Origin of the sequence: Pseudomonas sp. LS_2, assembly GCF_042709235.1 — a bacterium.
In the GTDB taxonomy this organism is placed as follows: Bacteria; Pseudomonadota; Gammaproteobacteria; order Pseudomonadales; family Pseudomonadaceae; genus Aquipseudomonas.
The window spans coordinates 41025-56670 of the sequence record NZ_JAVAYC010000017.1 but is presented as its reverse complement, the minus strand read 5'-3'; the positions used below and the strand labels follow the sequence as shown (position 1 = coordinate 56670).

The following is a 15646-nucleotide window of genomic DNA, read 5'->3' as shown; positions in this document are numbered from 1 at the left end:
TTATGCCGCCAAGCTTAGTTCAACGCTGGTTTTTCACCGTTGATCGGAATGCGCTTGGCCTTGGCCTCTTCCGGCACGACCCGCAGCAGGTCGATGCTCAGCAGGCCGTTGGCCAGCCCGGCGCCCTTGACCTCGATGTGGTCGGCCAGGCGGAACGACAGCTTGAAAGCGCGCTGGGCAATGCCTTGGTGCAGGAAGGTGACGCTGCCTTCGGCACTGTTTTCGCGCTTGCCACCGGTGACCGTCAGGACGCCCTTTTCCACTTGAAGGTCAAGGTCCTGCTCCTGGAAACCGGCTGCGGCAACGACGATGCGATATTGGTCTTCGCCATGCTTTTCCACGTTGTAGGGCGGGTAGCTGCTACCAGCCTCGTTACGGGCCGCAGACTCGAACAGATCGTTGAAACGGTCGAAGCCTACGGAATGGCGGAACAGTGGTGCGAGAGAGAAAGCGGTAGTCATGGTCATTAACTCCTGAGAATCAGCAAGTAGGTCATTACGCGACCCGACTTCGGCATCGCGTACTCAAGAGATAAGGTTGGGAAATGCGCTTTCAAGGGGACAGCGGAAAATTTTTGTCGATGCGCGCCGTTGCCTACGCCCCCATCGCGCAGTCAGGCAACCTGGGCCTCAGGTTGCTCCAGTACACCCAGCAATTCACTGATGCGCTGGCAATCGTCCACCCGGCGCAGCTCGGCGAACAACACCACGGCCTCGGGGTAGCTGCGGGTGAGCATCGCCAGCCACTGCTTCATTCGCCCTGGGGCGTAGCGCGGCGACAATTTTGCCTGGGCCTGGCGCCAGAATTCGCGTAACAAAGGCAGCAACTGTTCCCAGCTCATCGGCTGGTAGTCGCGCCCTTCGCGCGCGGCAGCGATCTGCAGGGCCAGGTCCGGCCGCGACACCAGCCCGCGCCCCAGCATGATGTCTTGCGCACCGCTCACTTCACGACAGCGCCGCCAGTCGTCCACGGTCCAGATCTCGCCGTTGGCGAAGACCGGCACCTGCACCACGTCCTGCACCCGCGCCACCCACTCCCAATGGGCCGGAGGCTTGTAACCATCCACCTTGGTGCGCGCGTGCACCACCAAGTGTTCGGCACCCGCCTCGGCCAAGGCGGTAGCACACTCCAAGGCGCCGTCCGGACTGTCGAAGCCCAGGCGCATCTTGGCGGTGACCGGAATTTGCACCGGCACCGCGCGACGCACTTCGCGCACGATCGCATGCAGCAGTTCGGGCTCCTTGAGCAGCACCGCACCACCGCGCGACTTGTTGACCGTCTTGGCTGGGCAACCAAAGTTCAGGTCGATGACCGGCGCGCCGAGTTCGCAGGCCAGCACCGCGTTTTCCGCCAGGCACACCGGGTCAGAGCCCAGCAACTGCACGCGCATGGGCACACCCGCGGCAGTACGCGCGCCCTGGCGCAGCTCGGGCGCCAGCTTGTCGAACTGCGCCGGTGGCAGCAGGCGATCGCAGACGCGAATGAACTCGGTGACGCACCAATCGATGCCACCCACCCGGGTCAGGACGTCGCGAAGGATGTTGTCGACCAGCCCCTCCATAGGGGCCAGGGCAATTTGCATGGAAGGCTCTCGGCGGAAAAAGGCGGCAGTCTAGCAAGAAAACCGGCGTGCTCAGGTACCGATCAGCGCCGGGCCATAGCCTTCGAGGAATTCGGCAGGCATGCGCTTGGGCTTGCCGCTGGACAACTCGATGCAGGCGAATGTGGTCTGCGCACGAAGCAAGGTGACGCCATCGCGTGGGCGCTTGAGCTGGAAACGTCGCGTCATGCGTAGGCGCAAGTCCCAGTCGATGATCCAGGTGGCCAGCTGCAACTCATCGTCTTCATAGGCGGCGGCCAGGTAGTCGATTTCGTGGCGTACGACGGCCATTGCCCGGTCCAGGCGCCGGTACTCGGCCAGGTCCAGGCCCAGGCGTTGCGAGTGACGCCAGGCACAGCGCTCCAGCCAGGTCACGTAGACCGCGTTGTTGGCATGGCCGAGGCCGTCGATGTCTTCGATGCCGACGCGAAGGTCGATGATGAATGGCGCTGCCAGGTCCCAGCTCATGCCCGCTCCCCGTTTTCTTTGGACGGGCAGAGTGTAACGGATGCTCAGGCGCTTTGCCGTGCCGGTTGTGCCGCGCGCTGCAACAGCTCAAGTACCGCCTGACCCAGCCGCGGGTCTGCCAGCACTCGCTGGTGGCCGCCCTCCTGTAGCTGCAACAGGCGGCTGTCGAACCAGGCCTTGTGGATCAACTGCGCTTCGCTGGCAGGCACCACGTTGTCGTCGGCAGCATGCACCACCAGGCCCGGCAGTTCCAACTGATACCCGCTGACATCCAGCCGCGCCACCTGCACCCCGACATCGCGCTCGACCTGGCGAATGAACGCCGCACGCGCCCGTGCCGGCATGCCCAGGCGCCGGGCAAAGCCGCGCAACACGCCCAGCAGTTGCGCCGGAGCGGCAATACTTACCGCCGCCTCTGCACGCAGGCCCCACTGCAATGCCAGCATCATACTGGCGCCACCCATGGAGTGCCCGATCACTGCACGCAACGGCGGCAGTTCAGCTGCCGCTTCCAACAGGGCACGCGCAAACAGCGCCACATGCGCCTGATGCCCAGGGGATCGCCCGTGTGCTGGTCCTTCCAGGGACACCACGGTGTGCCCGGCTTGCACCAGCGTTTCGATCAAGGCGGCAAACTGCGTTGGCCGCCCTTCCCACCCGTGCATCAGCAATATCGTTGGCCCCTGACCCCAGCGCAGGGCAGACAACCCGAAGCGCAAGGTGATGCGCTCGGCCTTGGCCAGCAAGGGCAGTTCCCAAGGTTTGGGCGGCAAATTGCGTGGCGTCATGAAAGCCCGGCGCATGCGGCCGGCGACGTGCTCAGGGGCCAGGTGGCCAAGGGTGCCATTGACGCTACGAATCCAGCTCAGGGTAGTCATCGCCTTGCTCCAGGGTTCAGGTTGTTCAGATAACCGCCGACTTGGCGGCACGCAGGACTCGATCGGACAACTCGCAGTCGCCGAGGGCACGCGCAAGCGCCAGCCCACCGATCATCAGGGCAAGGTCGGCGAAGGCCTTGTCGATGTCCTCTGGGCGATCGACCATTTGCGCGGTCATCAGCTCGATGTGCTCGGCCAATACTTGGCGAAACACCTCTGGCAGGCGCTGAATCTCGTTCAAGGCATTAGGGATCGGACAGGCATGCTCCTGGACATCGCGATCCCGATGCTTACGCGAAAGGTAGAACGCCGCTACCAGGGCTCGGCGCTCTTCCCCGTCGAGGCTCGAGTCGATTGCGGCCAACCTGGCTCGGCGTTCAGCGAGCAACTGGCGAAACGCCTCCAGCATCAGTTCTTCCTTGCTGTCGAAGTGCGCATAGAAACCGCCCACCGTCAGCCCGGCGGCGGCCATTACCTGGCCTACGCTGGGGTCAACCGGCCCCTGTTCGATCAGCGCGTCACGAGCCGCCTCGAGGATGCGTTCGCGGGTCTTGGTCTTCTTGTCGTTCATGGGGCCGCACCTGAATATGATGAGCATAATATTATGCTCGTAATATTTTTATGCAAGCAAAAATCGCAACCGCTGGTCGCTGATGAACAAAAACGGAAGGGCAGAAAAACAAAAGGCCCATTCAATAAGCGAATGAGCCTTTTAAGTCCCGCAAAACGCGGGGAAAAGTGGCGTCCCCTAGGGGACTCGAACCCCTGTTACCGCCGTGAAAGGGCGGTGTCCTAGGCCACTAGACGAAGGGGACGTAACCTTCGTGCGGGGTTCGTATTCACAAAACCCTGGCGATTGGTGGAGCTAAGCGGGATCGAACCGCTGACCTCCTGCATGCCATGCAGGCGCTCTCCCAGCTGAGCTATAGCCCCGGTATAAAACAAAAAGCTCATCCAACATTCGAATGAGCCTTTCAAGCCCTGCAAAACGCAGGAAAAGTGGCGTCCCCTAGGGGACTCGAACCCCTGTTACCGCCGTGAAAGGGCGGTGTCCTAGGCCACTAGACGAAGGGGACGTAACCTTCGTGCCGGCTCGCATTCACGAACCGCGGCAAATTGGTGGAGCTAAGCGGGATCGAACCGCTGACCTCCTGCATGCCATGCAGGCGCTCTCCCAGCTGAGCTATAGCCCCGGATTTCTAGCCTCTCGGCCCAGCGACATCTTGAAACATCGCTTGTGCAAAACTGGCGTCCCCTAGGGGACTCGAACCCCTGTTACCGCCGTGAAAGGGCGGTGTCCTAGGCCACTAGACGAAGGGGACGAACCTTCTTACCTTCAAGACCCGGTTGCTGGACCTGGTCTTGCTTCAAGGCCTTGGCCCGGAAGCGGAAATTGGTGGAGCTAAGCGGGATCGAACCGCTGACCTCCTGCATGCCATGCAGGCGCTCTCCCAGCTGAGCTATAGCCCCACGATGTCGCTTTGAACAGAAGCATCGGCTGGGTGCTGATGTTTCATTTCGTTCATCGCTGTGGACGGGGCGCATATTAAGATCGGATTGCAGGGCTGTCAAACGAATTCATGAAAAACTTCAAAGTTTTTTTCACAGATAACAACCACTTACCGCCCTGCCCCGACCGTCATGAAAACATCTCCCTTGCAGAAGCAGGCCAGGACCACTCCTGCAAGGGACAAGGAAGCCCTCAGGCGATGGTCGCCAGCAGCTTTTCCCATTCCTTGTTTTCTTTCTTCGATACGCCGCCAAGCAGCTCCAGCGCCTGGCGCAGACGGTAGCGGGTCAGGTCCGGGCCCAGGATTTCCATGGCATCGAGCACCGACACCGAACTGGCCTGGCCGGTAATGGCGGCGAACATCAGCGGCATGGCATCGCGCAGCTTCAATTCCAGCGCCTCGACCACCGCCTGGATACAACCGGTGATGCGCTCTTTCTCCCACTGACGCAGGCTTTCGAGTTTCCACAAGATCAGCTGCATGACCTGGCGCACCTGGTCGGCAGACAGTTTCTTGTGCTCGAACAGCTTGGCATCGAGCTTCAGACCACCCTCGAAGAAGAACCCACCCAGCGGCGCGATCTGGCTGAAGGTTTCGACACGCCCTTGCACGTGCGGGGCGATCTTCATCATGTAGTCGCTGTTGAATGCCCATTTCTGCACGCGGGCAGCAAACGCTTCCACCGGCAGGTCACGCAGCCACTGGCCGTTGAGCCAGGACAGCTTTTCTATGTCGAAAATCGGGCCGCCCAGGGAGATACGCGACAGGTCGAAATGCTCGACCATTTCGTCCAGGGAGAACTTCTCACGCTCGTCCGGCATGGACCAACCCATGCGACCGAGGTAGTTGAGCATGGCTTCAGGCAGGAAGCCCATGCGCTCGTAGAAAGTCACCGAGGTCGGGTTCTTGCGCTTGGACAGCTTGCTCTTGTCGGGGTTACGCAGCAACGGCATGTAGCACAGCTTGGGCTGCTCCCAGCCGAAATACTCGTAGAGCTTGATGAGCTTGGGCGCCGATGGCAGCCACTCCTCACCCCGCAGCACATGGGTGATACCCATCAGGTGGTCGTCGACCACGTTGGCCAGGAAGTAGGTCGGCAAGCCGTCGTTCTTCATCAGGACCTGCATGTCCATGCGGTCCCACGGGATCTCGACATCGCCACGCAGCATGTCTGGCACCACGCAGATACCTTCGCTCGGCACCTTCATGCGGATCACGTGTGGCTGGCCTGCGGCCAGGCGCTGCTGCACTTCCTCGGCGCTCATCTTCAATGCACGGCCGTCGTAGCGTGGTGTCTCGCCACGGGCCATCTGCTCGGCGCGCATCTGCTCCAGCTCCTCGGCGGTGCAGAAGCAGTAGAAGGCATGGCCGGCGTCGACCAGTTGCTTGGCGTACTTGGCGTAGATGTCGCCACGCTCGCTCTGCCGGTACGGGCCGTGGGGGCCCCCGACGTCCGGGCCTTCGTTCCATTCGATGCCGAGCCAGCGCAGGGCGTCGAAGATCTGTTGTTCCGACTCGCGGGTAGAACGCAGTTGGTCGGTGTCTTCGATACGCAGGATGAACTCACCGCCATGCTGCTTGGCGAAGCAGTAGTTGAACAGGGCGATGTAGGCGGTGCCAACGTGGGGGTCGCCAGTGGGCGATGGCGCGATACGCGTGCGAACGGTGGTCATGGACAGTCTCGGACGAAAGATGAAACAAAGGCGGGATGTTAGCAGGGAGCGGGCACCGGGCTCCAGCAATCAGGAAACCCTCTGCGCCCTCCCCGACCTCAGCTGGCGATCAACCGCTCGCGCAACTTGCCGATCTCGTCGCGCAATTGCGCTGCGGCCTCGAACTCCAGGTCGCGAGCGAACTGGAACATCTTGTCCTCCAGCAACTTGATGCGCTTGGTGATCTGTGCCGGGGTCTGCAGCTCGGCTTCGTAGCGCGCGGCGTCCTCGGCAGCCTTGGCCATACCCTTGCGCTTCTTGCTGCGTGCTCCAGGCACGGTGGCGCCTTCCATGATGTCGGCGATGTCCTTGACCACGCCCCTGGGCACGATGCCATTCGCTTCGTTGAACTCGATCTGCTTGGTGCGGCGCCGCTCGGTCTCGTCGATGGCCCGCTGCATCGAGCCGGTGACCTGGTCGGCATAGAGGATCGCCTTGCCATTGAGGTTACGCGCTGCGCGGCCAATGGTCTGGATCAGCGAGCGCTCCGAACGCAGGAAGCCTTCCTTGTCGGCATCGAGGATGGCCACCAGCGACACCTCGGGCATGTCCAGACCTTCACGCAGCAGGTTGATGCCCACCAACACGTCGAAGGTACCCAGGCGCAGGTCACGGATGATCTCGACCCGCTCGACGGTGTCGATGTCCGAATGCAGGTAGCGCACCCGCACGTCGTGGTCAGCCAGGTAATCGGTCAGGTCTTCGGCCATGCGCTTGGTCAAGGTAGTGGCCAGCACCCGCTCGCCAGCTGCGACACGCTTGCCGATTTCCGAGAGCAGGTCGTCTACCTGGGTCAGCGCCGGGCGCACTTCCACCTGTGGGTCGACCAAGCCCGTGGGCCGCACCACCTGCTCGACCACCCGGCCAGCATGCTCGCCCTCGTAGGGGCCTGGCGTGGCCGAGACGAAGATGGTCTGCGGGCTGACCGACTCCCATTCATCGAATCGCATGGGCCGGTTGTCCAGCGCCGAGGGCAGGCGGAAGCCATATTCCACCAGGGTCTCCTTGCGCGAACGGTCGCCCTTGTACATGGCACCGACCTGCGGGACGCTGACGTGGGACTCGTCGATCACCAGCAACGCATCGGCGGGCAGGTAATCGTAGAGCGTGGGCGGCGGCGCCCCGGCCGGACGCCCGGAGAGATAGCGCGAGTAGTTCTCGATGCCGTTGCAATAGCCCAGTTCGAGGATCATTTCCAGGTCGAAGCGGGTGCGCTGCTCCAGGCGCTGGGCCTCCACCAGCTTGTTGGCCTTGTTGAGGTATTCCAGGCGTTCCTTGAGCTCTTCCTTGATGCCCTCCACTGCCTCTAGCAGGGTTTCACGGGGAGTGACGTAGTGGCTCTTGGGATAGAAGGTGAAGCGCGGCAGCTTGCGGGTGACCTCGCCGGTCAGCGGATCGAAGGCTGCAATGTTCTCGACCTCATCGTCGAACAGCTCGATGCGAATGGCCTCGAGGTCCGATTCGGCGGGGAAGATGTCGATCACATCGCCGCGCACGCGAAAGGTGGCGCGTGCAAAATCCATTTCGTTGCGGGTGTACTGCAGGTCGGCCAGGCGGCGCAGCAAGGCACGCTGGTCAAGCTTGTCGCCGCGGTCGACATGCAGGACCATCTTCAGGTAGGTCTCGGGGCTGCCCAGACCGTAGATGCAGGACACCGTGGTAACGATGATCGCGTCGCGCCGCTCGAGTAGCGCCTTGGTCGCCGACAGGCGCATCTGCTCGATGTGGTCGTTGATCGAGGCATCCTTCTCGATGAAGGTGTCCGACGACGGCACGTAGGCCTCGGGCTGATAGTAGTCGTAGTAGGAAACGAAGTACTCCACCGCATTGTTCGGGAAGAATGCCTTGAACTCCCCGTACAGCTGGGCAGCCAGCGTCTTGTTGGGCGCCAGCACCATGGTCGGGCGCTGCACCTGCTGGATCACGTTGGCGATACTGAAGGTCTTGCCGGAGCCCGTCACGCCGAGCAGGGTCTGGTGCGACAGCCCTGCCTCGATCCCCTCGACCATCAGGCGGATGGCCTCGGGCTGGTCGCCGGCCGGCTGGAATCGGGTAACGAGCTGGAACTCGGACATGACGGACCTCGCGGATGAAGCAGTAACTGTAAATTTAGCCAGTAGTCTATACCCAAACCCGCTGATCGGGCGCAGCTTTCTCGCCGGGTGTGCGACTGTCTGTTGCAGTGGACCCGGCAATTCGACCGATGGTTGAAAAATATTTGCGTAAACGGTCTGAAAACCTGCGCCGGACTGTCGCCCTGACCGCCAGCTATCACTATACTGACTCCCCGTTTGCACCGCTTCAGTGCACTGGGCTGGAGCATGTGCGTCCTCTCACTCTCCATTCAGAGCCAAGGTAACAATGAGCCTGTTTTCCGCCGTCGAGCTGGCACCCCGCGACCCCATCCTGGGCCTCAACGAAGCATTCAACGCCGATACCCGTACCGACAAGGTCAATCTTGGCGTTGGCGTGTACTGCAATGAGGAAGGCCGTATCCCGCTGCTGCGCGCGGTGATCGAAGCCGAGACCCAGCGTGCCGCCCAGCATGCCTCCCGTGGCTACTTGCCGATCGACGGTATCGTCGCCTATGACCAGGCCGTGCAGAAGTTGCTGTTCGGCGCCGAGTCGCCGCTGCTGGCCGCAGGCCGCGTGGTGACCGTTCAGGCGGTCGGCGGTACTGGCGCGCTGAAGATCGGCGCCGACTTCCTCAAGCGCCTGAACCCCAATGCCGTGGTGGCCATCAGCGACCCGAGCTGGGAAAACCACCGCGCGCTGTTCGAGACCGCCGGTTTCCCGGTGCAGAACTATCGCTATTACGATGCCCCGAGCAATGGCGTCAACCGCGCCGGCATGCTCGAGGACCTGAACAATCTGCCATCCGGCTCGGTCATCGTCCTGCACGCCTGCTGCCACAACCCGACTGGCGTGGACCTCACCCTGGACGACTGGAAAAACGTCCTGGAGGTGGTCAAGGCCAAGGGCCACGTGCCATTCCTCGACATGGCCTACCAGGGCTTTGGCGATGGTATCGCCGAGGACGCCTTCGCCGTACGACTGTTCGCCGAGTCGGGCCTTGAGTTCTTCGTCTCCAGCTCGTTCTCCAAATCGTTCTCGCTGTATGGCGAGCGCGTCGGTGCGCTGTCGATCGTCACCGGCTCCAAGGACGAAAGCACCCGCGTGCTGTCGCAGGTCAAGCGGGTCATCCGCACCACCTACTCCAACCCGCCGACCCACGGCGCCAGCATCGTCGCTGCCGTGCTGAACAACGACGAACTGCGTCAGATGTGGGAGGCCGAGCTGGGCGAGATGCGCACCCGCATCCACGGCATGCGCAAGCAGATGGTCGAGTTGCTGGCCCAATATGGCGCCAACCGCGACTTCAGCTTCGTCGGCCGCCAGCGCGGCATGTTCTCGTACTCGGGCCTGAGCGCCGAGCAGGTTGCACGCCTGAAGGACGAGTTCGGCATCTATGCACTGGACACCGGCCGTATTTGCGTGGCCGCCCTGAACCAGAGCAATATCCATGTCGTAACCAAGGCTATCGTCAAGGTTCTGTAAGCCCCAGCCTGCCCTGGGGAAGCTTGACTTCCCCTTGGCAATCAGTAAGATACGTGCAGATTCCGCGATAGCTCAGTCGGTAGAGCAAATGACTGTTAATCATTGGGTCCCTGGTTCGAGTCCAGGTCGCGGAGCCAAATACTGAAAACCTCCAGATGCGCAAGCACTGGAGGTTTTTCTTTTGAGCGGCTTTATTTCAGCGGCGTGGTAACCGGGCTGTCTTGCGCCACCAGGCTCCAGACCAGCAACTTGGCCGGCTGGGTCTTGCTGGCGTTGCGCGAGACCTTGTGCTGCGTGCCCGGCGCTTCGTACCAGTACTCCCCCGCCTTGAAGGTGTGCTCCGCCTCGTCATTGAGCTGGGACACCACCGCGCCCTCCAATACATAGGCCATGACCGCGCCCGGGTGCGCGTGCGCCGGCGACGATTGCCCAGGCTCGTAGTTGACGGTCAGCATCACGATCTTCTTGTCCGGCGCAATATCAGGGCGCTGCTCCTGCAGCACCTTTACCTGACTGAGCACCAGCGCTTCGTCGTGAGCCCATGCGGGCGCGTTGACCGTGACCAGGCCCATGGCCATCAGCAGGGAAAGGGACAAGTGGGAAGTCTTCATCTCGATGCGTCTCCTGTAGAGGGTGTCCACAGGTTAGGCAAGGCATGCAACAAGCAAAACGACCAATAGCGAGAAAAATCAGGAGGCCGATTCAGACCGCCCGCCCGATGGGGTAGAACTGCCCCCGACTCCAGACGCCCAGCCACTGCTGGCCCTCCCGCTCGCGGGGCACCGCCAGTTCGACCAGCTGGTAGAACACATTGCGATGGACGAGCGCTTCGAGGTTGCTGCGCATGAGGATGTAGGGCGAGGGTTCCTGGGTTAGCGGATCGGTCTCGACCCGCAGCGGATGCTCCGGCCCCGCCTCGACCTGGTCGTCGACATTGCTGGTGAAGCGCAATACCTGCTGCTCACCGCTGCCTTCGACGTCCAGGGCCACGGCGACAAAGGGGGCATCGTCGACCTGGATACCCACCTTCTCCACTGGCGTGACCAGGAAGTAATCGTCGCCGTCGCGGCGAATGATCGTGGAAAACAGCCGCACCATCGGCTTGCGACCTATAGGGGTGCCCAAGTAGTACCAAGTTCCGTCACGGGCGATACGCATGTCGATATCGCCGCAGAAATCCGGGTTCCACAGGTGCACCGGGGGCAGGCCCTTCTCCTTGGGAATTTGCGCCAGAAGATCGTTGGCCTTGCCGGAAGCTGCCATTACCCTTACCTCAACGACTCATGCCCAGAAGGCTACGAGCGTACTCGCGCATGGGTGCGGCTAGCAAATCCTGGGGAGTATTGTCGTGGAACGTCAACAAACCGCCGCGACTCTTGATGCGCGCGGTATCGATCAGGTAACGGGTGTTGGTTTCGATCAACATCATCTGCACGACGCCACTGTCCCACCCCAAGCGGTCGACCGCCTGTTCGTCGTACCACTCGTCGCCATTGCCGATGCGGTCGTCGGTACGGGCAAAACGGGTGTACAGCACGTAGTGGGCGCCCACCGAGCGCGCCTCGGCCAGGGCATCTTCGAGGCCCAGCGGGCCTTGGGCGCGCCGCACCAGCGGGAAGTACTCGACGAAGCTCTTGAACGCCTCCTCGGCTACCGCGTTGGGCCTTGGCGCAGGGCCCTTGCCTGGCGGCATGAAGGCGCCCTGGCCAATGTAGATGAACGAGTCCGGCTGCAGGCGCACCGACAGGCTGCGGGTCGTATCGCTGTGATCGAGCAGGCCGGCGTCGCTCATGTGGTAGCGCACACCCTCGCCCATATCGCTGACTTTCATGCAGCCGCCCAGCACCATCAGCGCCAGCAGCAAGACCAGGCTACGCATTTTTCCTCCAGTGACCGGTGACGAAAAACCGGCGAATAGCCGCCAGATGCAGCTTTTGCGCCAGCTCAGCCACCAATCACCTTCATCACCATCACGTCGCCGGCGAACGCCTGCTCCTGTTTGTCCGCCAAGGCCTTGACCAGCAGGCGCTGCAAGGCCGGCAGTGCCTGGTGACGCGGCTTCTCCAGCAGATCGCCGATGAAATGGCGGTTACTCGACGACAGGCAGCCGTGCAGCCAGCCGGTCGACGACAAGCGCAACCGCGAGCAGGTGCGGCAGAACGGTACGCTCTCGTTGGCGATAACGCCGAAATAGCCTTTGCCGGGGATCTGATAGCGCAGCGCCGTAGCGTCCTGTGGCGCCGAGGCCTGCGCATAGTCATGGGCCTGGCCGATCCTCTCCAGCAACTGTCCGAGACCTACGAACTGTTGCAGGAAGGCGCTGGCATCCCGCGCCAGGTGCCCCATACGCATCAGTTCGATGAAACGCAATTCGTAGCCTCGCTCCAGGCAGTACTCCAGCAACGGCAGTACCTGGTCAAAGTTCTGGCCATGCATCGGCACCATGTTCACCTTGACACGCATGCCCGCAGCACTGGCCTGCGTCATGCCCTCCAACACGCAAGCCAGGTCGCCACCGCGAGCGATGCGGCGGAAGGCATCGGGGTCGAGGGTGTCGAGGGATACGTTCAGCCGTCGAATACCTGCCGCCTGCAACAAAGGCAGCTTGCGCGACAACAGTTGGCCATTGGTGGTGAGGCTCACGTCGTTCAGGCGCAACGTGGCGACTGCCGAAAGAAAGGCTTCCAGACGAGGACTGAGCAAAGGTTCGCCGCCAGTGATACGCAATTGGTCGATACCAGCCGCTTCCACAAGGTAGGCGACGCCACGCGCCAAGACCTCGGCAGGCAATTCATCCTGGGTCGCGACCAGACGCTTGCCATTGGGCACGCAGTAGGTACAGGCGTAGTTGCAGGCGGCGGTCAGGCTGACGCGCAGATTGCGAAAACGCCTGCCTTGACGATCAACGATCATGGATGACTCCGGCATGGTAGGAAGCGAGCCGGCAAAACCTGACTTAAAAATCAGGTTTTTGCAAGCTCCGCTACCGAAGTCAGGGCGCGGCGCCGGCTGGCCCGTTATCGACAAGCCGCCAGCAGTGGCTTCAGTTCGCCGGTTCCGGGTCGCGCTTGCGCTTGTTGCCCATCCGCACGCCGATGTCCATCAGGAACTGGAAGAAACCTTCCTGGTCCTCGAGCACGTTGCTCCAGAACGGCGAGTGGTACAGCGCCACGGCACCGTGCACCAGGGCCCAGGCTGCGCAGTAGTGGAAATAGGGAGGCACGTCCTCGAGCTTGCCTTCGCTGATGCGGCCCTTGATCAGCTGGGTCAGGCGGTCGAAGTTGGAGGCGCGAATGCGGTGCAGCTCCTCGACCATATCCGGCACCTGATTACCCTTGACCACTTTTTCTTCAAGGCGATCGAACAGGCGATAGCGTTGCGGGTCACGCATGCGGAATTCGAAGTAGGCGCGCGACAAGGCTTCCTTGTCGCGATCGACATCGGCCGAGTGCAGCAATTCGTTCAGGTCGCGCTCGTAATCGAGCATCAGGCGCAGGTAGATCTCCGCCTTGGACTTGAAGTGCTTGTAGATCGTGCCTTTGCCGATACCGACGGCGTCGGCGATCATTTCGACGGTTACGCTGTCTTCGCCCTGTTCGAGGAACAGCTTGAGCGCGGTGTCGAGGATCTCTTGTTCGCGGCGGCGAAATTCACGGACCTTACGAGGTTCTTTCTGCATGGGAAGGACTGGATGACAATCGAAGCGGGTTATTATGCCTAACTTGCGGCAAATTGCACGGATCATCCAAGCATGTCTATGTTTCACGATGAGTTCGACCAAGCACCAGGCTTGTGCTACCTGAACCACGCTGCCGTAGCGCCGTGGCCCAGGCGAGCCGCCGAGGCGGTGGCACGCTTCGCTCGCGACAACGTTTGCGCCGGAGCTCGCGATTACCCCGCCCGGCTGGCCACCGAGCGACGGCTGCGCCAGCGCCTGGCGCGCCTGGTGAACGCGCCTTCACAGGGCGATATCGCATTGGTCAAGAGCACCTCCGAAGCCTTGTCCCTGGTCGCCTTTGGCTTGACCTGGCAAGCCGGTGACCAAGTGGTGATCGGCGACGAGGAGTTTCCCTCGAACCGCGTGGTATGGGAGGCGCTGGCCGATCAGGGGGTCGAGGTGATTCAAGCCAGCTTGGCCGGCGATGACCCGGAAGGTGCGTTGCTGGCCGCCTGCGGCCCTCGTACGCGCCTGCTGTCGGTCAGCGCGGTGCAGTTCGGTAGCGGCCTGCGCCTGGACCTGGAACGCCTCGGGCAAGGCTGTCGCCAGCGTAGCGTGCTGTTTTGCGTGGATGCGATCCAGCAGGTCGGCGCCCTGCCCTTCGATGTGCAACGCTATGACTGCGACTTCGCCATGGCCGATGGTCACAAGTGGATGCTTGGTCCCGAAGGCCTTGGCTTTTTCTACTGCCGCTCGACCCTGCGCCCCCAACTCAAGCTGCATGCCTATGGCTGGCATATGCTGGAGCAACTGGGCGATTTCGAACGCCGCCAGTGGCGAGCCGCGCCCAGCGCCAGGCGCTTTGAGTGCGGCAGCCCGAACATGCTCGCGGCCTGCGCACTGGAGGCCAGCCTTTCGCTTCTTGAGGAAGTCGGCATGGAGGTAGTCGCGCAACAGCTTCATCTGCGTGTCGAGCAATTACTGCAAGGGCTTGTCGGCATGCCAGGCGTGCAAGTGATCAGCCCCCGGCAACGTCAGCGCCGCGCAGGAATCGTTACATTCAGCCTTGCTGGCCGCGACCCCGAACACATTTACCGCTTGCTTGCCGACGAACAGGTGATTTGTGCAAAACGCGCCGGTGGCATACGCTTTTCGCCACATTTCTATACAGATGAGCGCCTGATCGACCAAGCTTTGCAAAAAGTTCGGCGCATTGCCATGCATTGAGGCTCAACGGGCCTCGCCTGTATTCCAAATCTGTTTAAAAAACGACCAACTGTCGCTGGCAGTGCGCCAAACCTGGCCAATACTTGAAGTGTTGGCGCAGCGCATCCCCCCTAGTGAAGCGCCAATAAAGGTGCCCAGGGACCGCGTACCTTTGTTTTACTCCTAATGGTCTTAACCCGGATTCCTCCCCCAGAACCCGGGTTTTTTTTGCCTTGCCGCTCGGCCTCAGGCCACCCGCGCCAAGGGGAACAGCCGCTTGAAGTTGGCGGTGGTCTGCTCGGCCAGTTGCTCGTAGCTCGCCCCGCGCAAGGATGCGATGTACTCGGCCACTTCGCGCACGTACTGCGGCAAGTTCGGTTTGCCGCGATGAGGGATGGGTGCCAGGTACGGGGAGTCGGTCTCGACCAGCAGGCGATCGGCCGGCACCTGGCGAGCCACCTCGCGCAGGGCATCGGCGTTGCGGAAGGTGACAATGCCGGAGAGCGAGATGTAGTAGCCCAGGTCGAGCGCGGCCTTGGCCATGTCCCAGTCTTCGGTGAAGCAATGCAGCACCCCGGCTTGGGGCAGGCTGGCCTCGCGCAGCAGGGCCAGGGTATCGGCCCGCGCCGCCCGGGTGTGAACGATCACCGGCTTGCCGGTCTGGCGCGAGGCCTCCAGGTGCAGGCGCAAAGACGCCTGTTGCAGCTCGGCGGCTTCCGGCTCGTAGTGGTAGTCCAGCCCGGTCTCGCCGATGGCCACCACATGGGGGTGTGCCAGTTCGCGCAGCAGCCACTCCAGTGTGGGTGTTTCGCCGGGCGCCAGGTCGAGAGGGTGGACACCGACAGAGCAGTCCACATCCGCGTATTGCTCAGTCAAGGCCTTTACGACACCGGCGTTGTCGGCGCTTACGCCAATGCACAGGAAATGCCCGACCCCACGCTCCCGCGCGGCGTGCAGGGCAGCGTCCAGGGAGCCGCCGTGGGCACTCAGGTCAAGACGATCGAGATGGCAATGGGAATCTACGAGCATGGGATGTCGACACACAGGAAATGAGT

General features: G+C 62.0%; 15 protein-coding genes and 7 tRNA genes. 3 read left to right on the top strand and 19 right to left on the bottom strand.

Annotation, left to right across the window (positions count from 1 at the left end; genetic code table 11):
• Positions 1-14: 14 nt before the first annotated feature.
• The 13 genes from RAC97_RS16470 to uvrB form a co-directional block, all read right to left on the bottom strand.
• On the bottom strand, positions 15-461 hold the full coding sequence (locus tag RAC97_RS16470; RefSeq protein WP_375100370.1) for an Hsp20 family protein: 447 nt from the start codon (positions 459-461) through the stop codon (positions 15-17).
• A 152-nt stretch (positions 462-613) separates the two neighbouring features.
• A complete protein-coding gene (locus RAC97_RS16465) occupies positions 614-1582 on the bottom strand; it encodes a tRNA dihydrouridine synthase (protein ID WP_375100369.1) in 969 nt (322 codons plus the stop codon).
• A 51-nt stretch (positions 1583-1633) separates the two neighbouring features.
• Positions 1634-2068, bottom strand: a complete 435-nt coding sequence (locus tag RAC97_RS16460; protein ID WP_375100368.1) for an acyl-CoA thioesterase — start codon at positions 2066-2068, stop codon at positions 1634-1636.
• A gap of 44 nt (positions 2069-2112) precedes the next feature.
• Positions 2113-2946, bottom strand: a complete 834-nt coding sequence (locus tag RAC97_RS16455) for an alpha/beta fold hydrolase (RefSeq protein ID WP_375100367.1) — start codon at positions 2944-2946, stop codon at positions 2113-2115.
• A gap of 25 nt (positions 2947-2971) precedes the next feature.
• Positions 2972-3517: a TetR/AcrR family transcriptional regulator gene (locus RAC97_RS16450; protein WP_375100366.1), complete on the bottom strand. Its 546-nt coding sequence runs from the start codon at positions 3515-3517 to the stop codon at positions 2972-2974.
• 168 nt (positions 3518-3685) lie between these two features.
• Positions 3686-3761 (bottom strand) — tRNA-Glu (locus tag RAC97_RS16445).
• A 42-nt stretch (positions 3762-3803) separates the two neighbouring features.
• Positions 3804-3879, bottom strand: a tRNA-Ala gene (locus RAC97_RS16440).
• 67 nt (positions 3880-3946) lie between these two features.
• Positions 3947-4022 (bottom strand) — tRNA-Glu (locus RAC97_RS16435).
• Between the two features lie 41 nt (positions 4023-4063).
• Positions 4064-4139, bottom strand: a tRNA-Ala gene (locus RAC97_RS16430).
• Between the two features lie 53 nt (positions 4140-4192).
• Positions 4193-4268, bottom strand: a tRNA-Glu gene (locus RAC97_RS16425).
• A gap of 72 nt (positions 4269-4340) precedes the next feature.
• Positions 4341-4416, bottom strand: a tRNA-Ala gene (locus RAC97_RS16420).
• A 232-nt stretch (positions 4417-4648) separates the two neighbouring features.
• Positions 4649-6130 carry a glutamate--tRNA ligase gene (gene gltX, locus RAC97_RS16415; protein WP_375100365.1) on the bottom strand — a complete coding sequence of 494 codons (1482 nt, stop codon included), beginning with the start codon at positions 6128-6130 and terminating at the stop codon, positions 4649-4651.
• A 98-nt stretch (positions 6131-6228) separates the two neighbouring features.
• Positions 6229-8244, bottom strand: coding sequence for an excinuclease ABC subunit UvrB (gene uvrB / locus RAC97_RS16410; protein WP_375100364.1), 2016 nt, complete (start codon positions 8242-8244; stop codon positions 6229-6231).
• A gap of 286 nt (positions 8245-8530) precedes the next feature.
• Between uvrB and RAC97_RS16405 the strand changes: the two genes are divergently transcribed.
• Together RAC97_RS16405 and RAC97_RS16400 are read left to right on the top strand one after the other, a co-directional pair.
• Positions 8531-9727 (top strand): amino acid aminotransferase, encoded by a 1197-nt coding sequence (locus RAC97_RS16405; protein WP_375100363.1) that lies wholly within the window; start codon positions 8531-8533, stop codon positions 9725-9727.
• 61 nt (positions 9728-9788) lie between these two features.
• A tRNA-Asn gene (locus tag RAC97_RS16400) sits at positions 9789-9864 on the top strand.
• Between the two features lie 54 nt (positions 9865-9918).
• Here the strand turns inward: RAC97_RS16400 and RAC97_RS16395 are convergent.
• The 5 genes from RAC97_RS16395 to RAC97_RS16375 form a co-directional block, all read right to left on the bottom strand.
• Entirely contained in the window at positions 9919-10338 is a 420-nt protein-coding gene (locus tag RAC97_RS16395; protein WP_375100362.1) for a cupin domain-containing protein, read from the bottom strand.
• Positions 10339-10429: 91 nt separating this feature from the next.
• Positions 10430-10990, bottom strand: a complete 561-nt coding sequence (locus tag RAC97_RS16390; protein WP_375100361.1) for a DUF1285 domain-containing protein — start codon at positions 10988-10990, stop codon at positions 10430-10432.
• A 10-nt stretch (positions 10991-11000) separates the two neighbouring features.
• Positions 11001-11606: a DUF4823 domain-containing protein gene (locus RAC97_RS16385; RefSeq protein WP_375100360.1), complete on the bottom strand. Its 606-nt coding sequence runs from the start codon at positions 11604-11606 to the stop codon at positions 11001-11003.
• A 65-nt stretch (positions 11607-11671) separates the two neighbouring features.
• A complete protein-coding gene (locus tag RAC97_RS16380; protein ID WP_375100359.1) occupies positions 11672-12640 on the bottom strand; it encodes a GTP 3',8-cyclase MoaA in 969 nt (322 codons plus the stop codon).
• 130 nt (positions 12641-12770) lie between these two features.
• Positions 12771-13406: a TetR/AcrR family transcriptional regulator gene (locus tag RAC97_RS16375; protein WP_375100358.1), complete on the bottom strand. Its 636-nt coding sequence runs from the start codon at positions 13404-13406 to the stop codon at positions 12771-12773.
• A 72-nt stretch (positions 13407-13478) separates the two neighbouring features.
• Here RAC97_RS16375 and RAC97_RS16370 point away from each other — a divergent pair, with 72 nt between their 5' ends.
• A complete protein-coding gene (locus tag RAC97_RS16370; RefSeq protein ID WP_375100357.1) occupies positions 13479-14612 on the top strand; it encodes an aminotransferase class V-fold PLP-dependent enzyme in 1134 nt (377 codons plus the stop codon).
• Between the two features lie 225 nt (positions 14613-14837).
• Here RAC97_RS16370 and RAC97_RS16365 read toward each other — a convergent pair whose 3' ends face one another.
• Positions 14838-15620 carry a TatD family hydrolase gene (locus RAC97_RS16365; RefSeq protein WP_375100356.1) on the bottom strand — a complete coding sequence of 261 codons (783 nt, stop codon included), beginning with the start codon at positions 15618-15620 and terminating at the stop codon, positions 14838-14840.
• Positions 15621-15646: the final 26 nt, after the last annotated feature.

Bases quoted from the DNA above. Each gene is read 5' to 3' on its own strand.
- RAC97_RS16470 (WP_375100370.1), bottom strand. From the start codon at position 461: ATGACTACCGCTTTCTCTCTCGCACCACTGTTCCGCCATTCCGTAGGC.
- RAC97_RS16465 (WP_375100369.1), bottom strand. From the start codon at position 1,582: ATGCAAATTGCCCTGGCCCCTATGGAGGGGCTGGTCGACAACATCCTT.
- RAC97_RS16460 (WP_375100368.1), bottom strand. From the start codon at position 2,068: ATGAGCTGGGACCTGGCAGCGCCATTCATCATCGACCTTCGCGTCGGC.
- RAC97_RS16455 (WP_375100367.1), bottom strand. From the start codon at position 2,946: ATGACTACCCTGAGCTGGATTCGTAGCGTCAATGGCACCCTTGGCCAC.
- RAC97_RS16450 (WP_375100366.1), bottom strand. From the start codon at position 3,517: ATGAACGACAAGAAGACCAAGACCCGCGAACGCATCCTCGAGGCGGCT.
- gltX (WP_375100365.1), bottom strand. From the start codon at position 6,130: ATGACCACCGTTCGCACGCGTATCGCGCCATCGCCCACTGGCGACCCC.
- uvrB (WP_375100364.1), bottom strand. From the start codon at position 8,244: ATGTCCGAGTTCCAGCTCGTTACCCGATTCCAGCCGGCCGGCGACCAG.
- RAC97_RS16405 (WP_375100363.1), top strand. From the start codon at position 8,531: ATGAGCCTGTTTTCCGCCGTCGAGCTGGCACCCCGCGACCCCATCCTG.
- RAC97_RS16395 (WP_375100362.1), bottom strand. From the start codon at position 10,338: ATGAAGACTTCCCACTTGTCCCTTTCCCTGCTGATGGCCATGGGCCTG.
- RAC97_RS16390 (WP_375100361.1), bottom strand. From the start codon at position 10,990: ATGGCAGCTTCCGGCAAGGCCAACGATCTTCTGGCGCAAATTCCCAAG.
- RAC97_RS16385 (WP_375100360.1), bottom strand. From the start codon at position 11,606: ATGCGTAGCCTGGTCTTGCTGCTGGCGCTGATGGTGCTGGGCGGCTGC.
- RAC97_RS16380 (WP_375100359.1), bottom strand. From the start codon at position 12,640: ATGATCGTTGATCGTCAAGGCAGGCGTTTTCGCAATCTGCGCGTCAGC.
- RAC97_RS16375 (WP_375100358.1), bottom strand. From the start codon at position 13,406: ATGCAGAAAGAACCTCGTAAGGTCCGTGAATTTCGCCGCCGCGAACAA.
- RAC97_RS16370 (WP_375100357.1), top strand. From the start codon at position 13,479: ATGTCTATGTTTCACGATGAGTTCGACCAAGCACCAGGCTTGTGCTAC.
- RAC97_RS16365 (WP_375100356.1), bottom strand. From the start codon at position 15,620: ATGCTCGTAGATTCCCATTGCCATCTCGATCGTCTTGACCTGAGTGCC.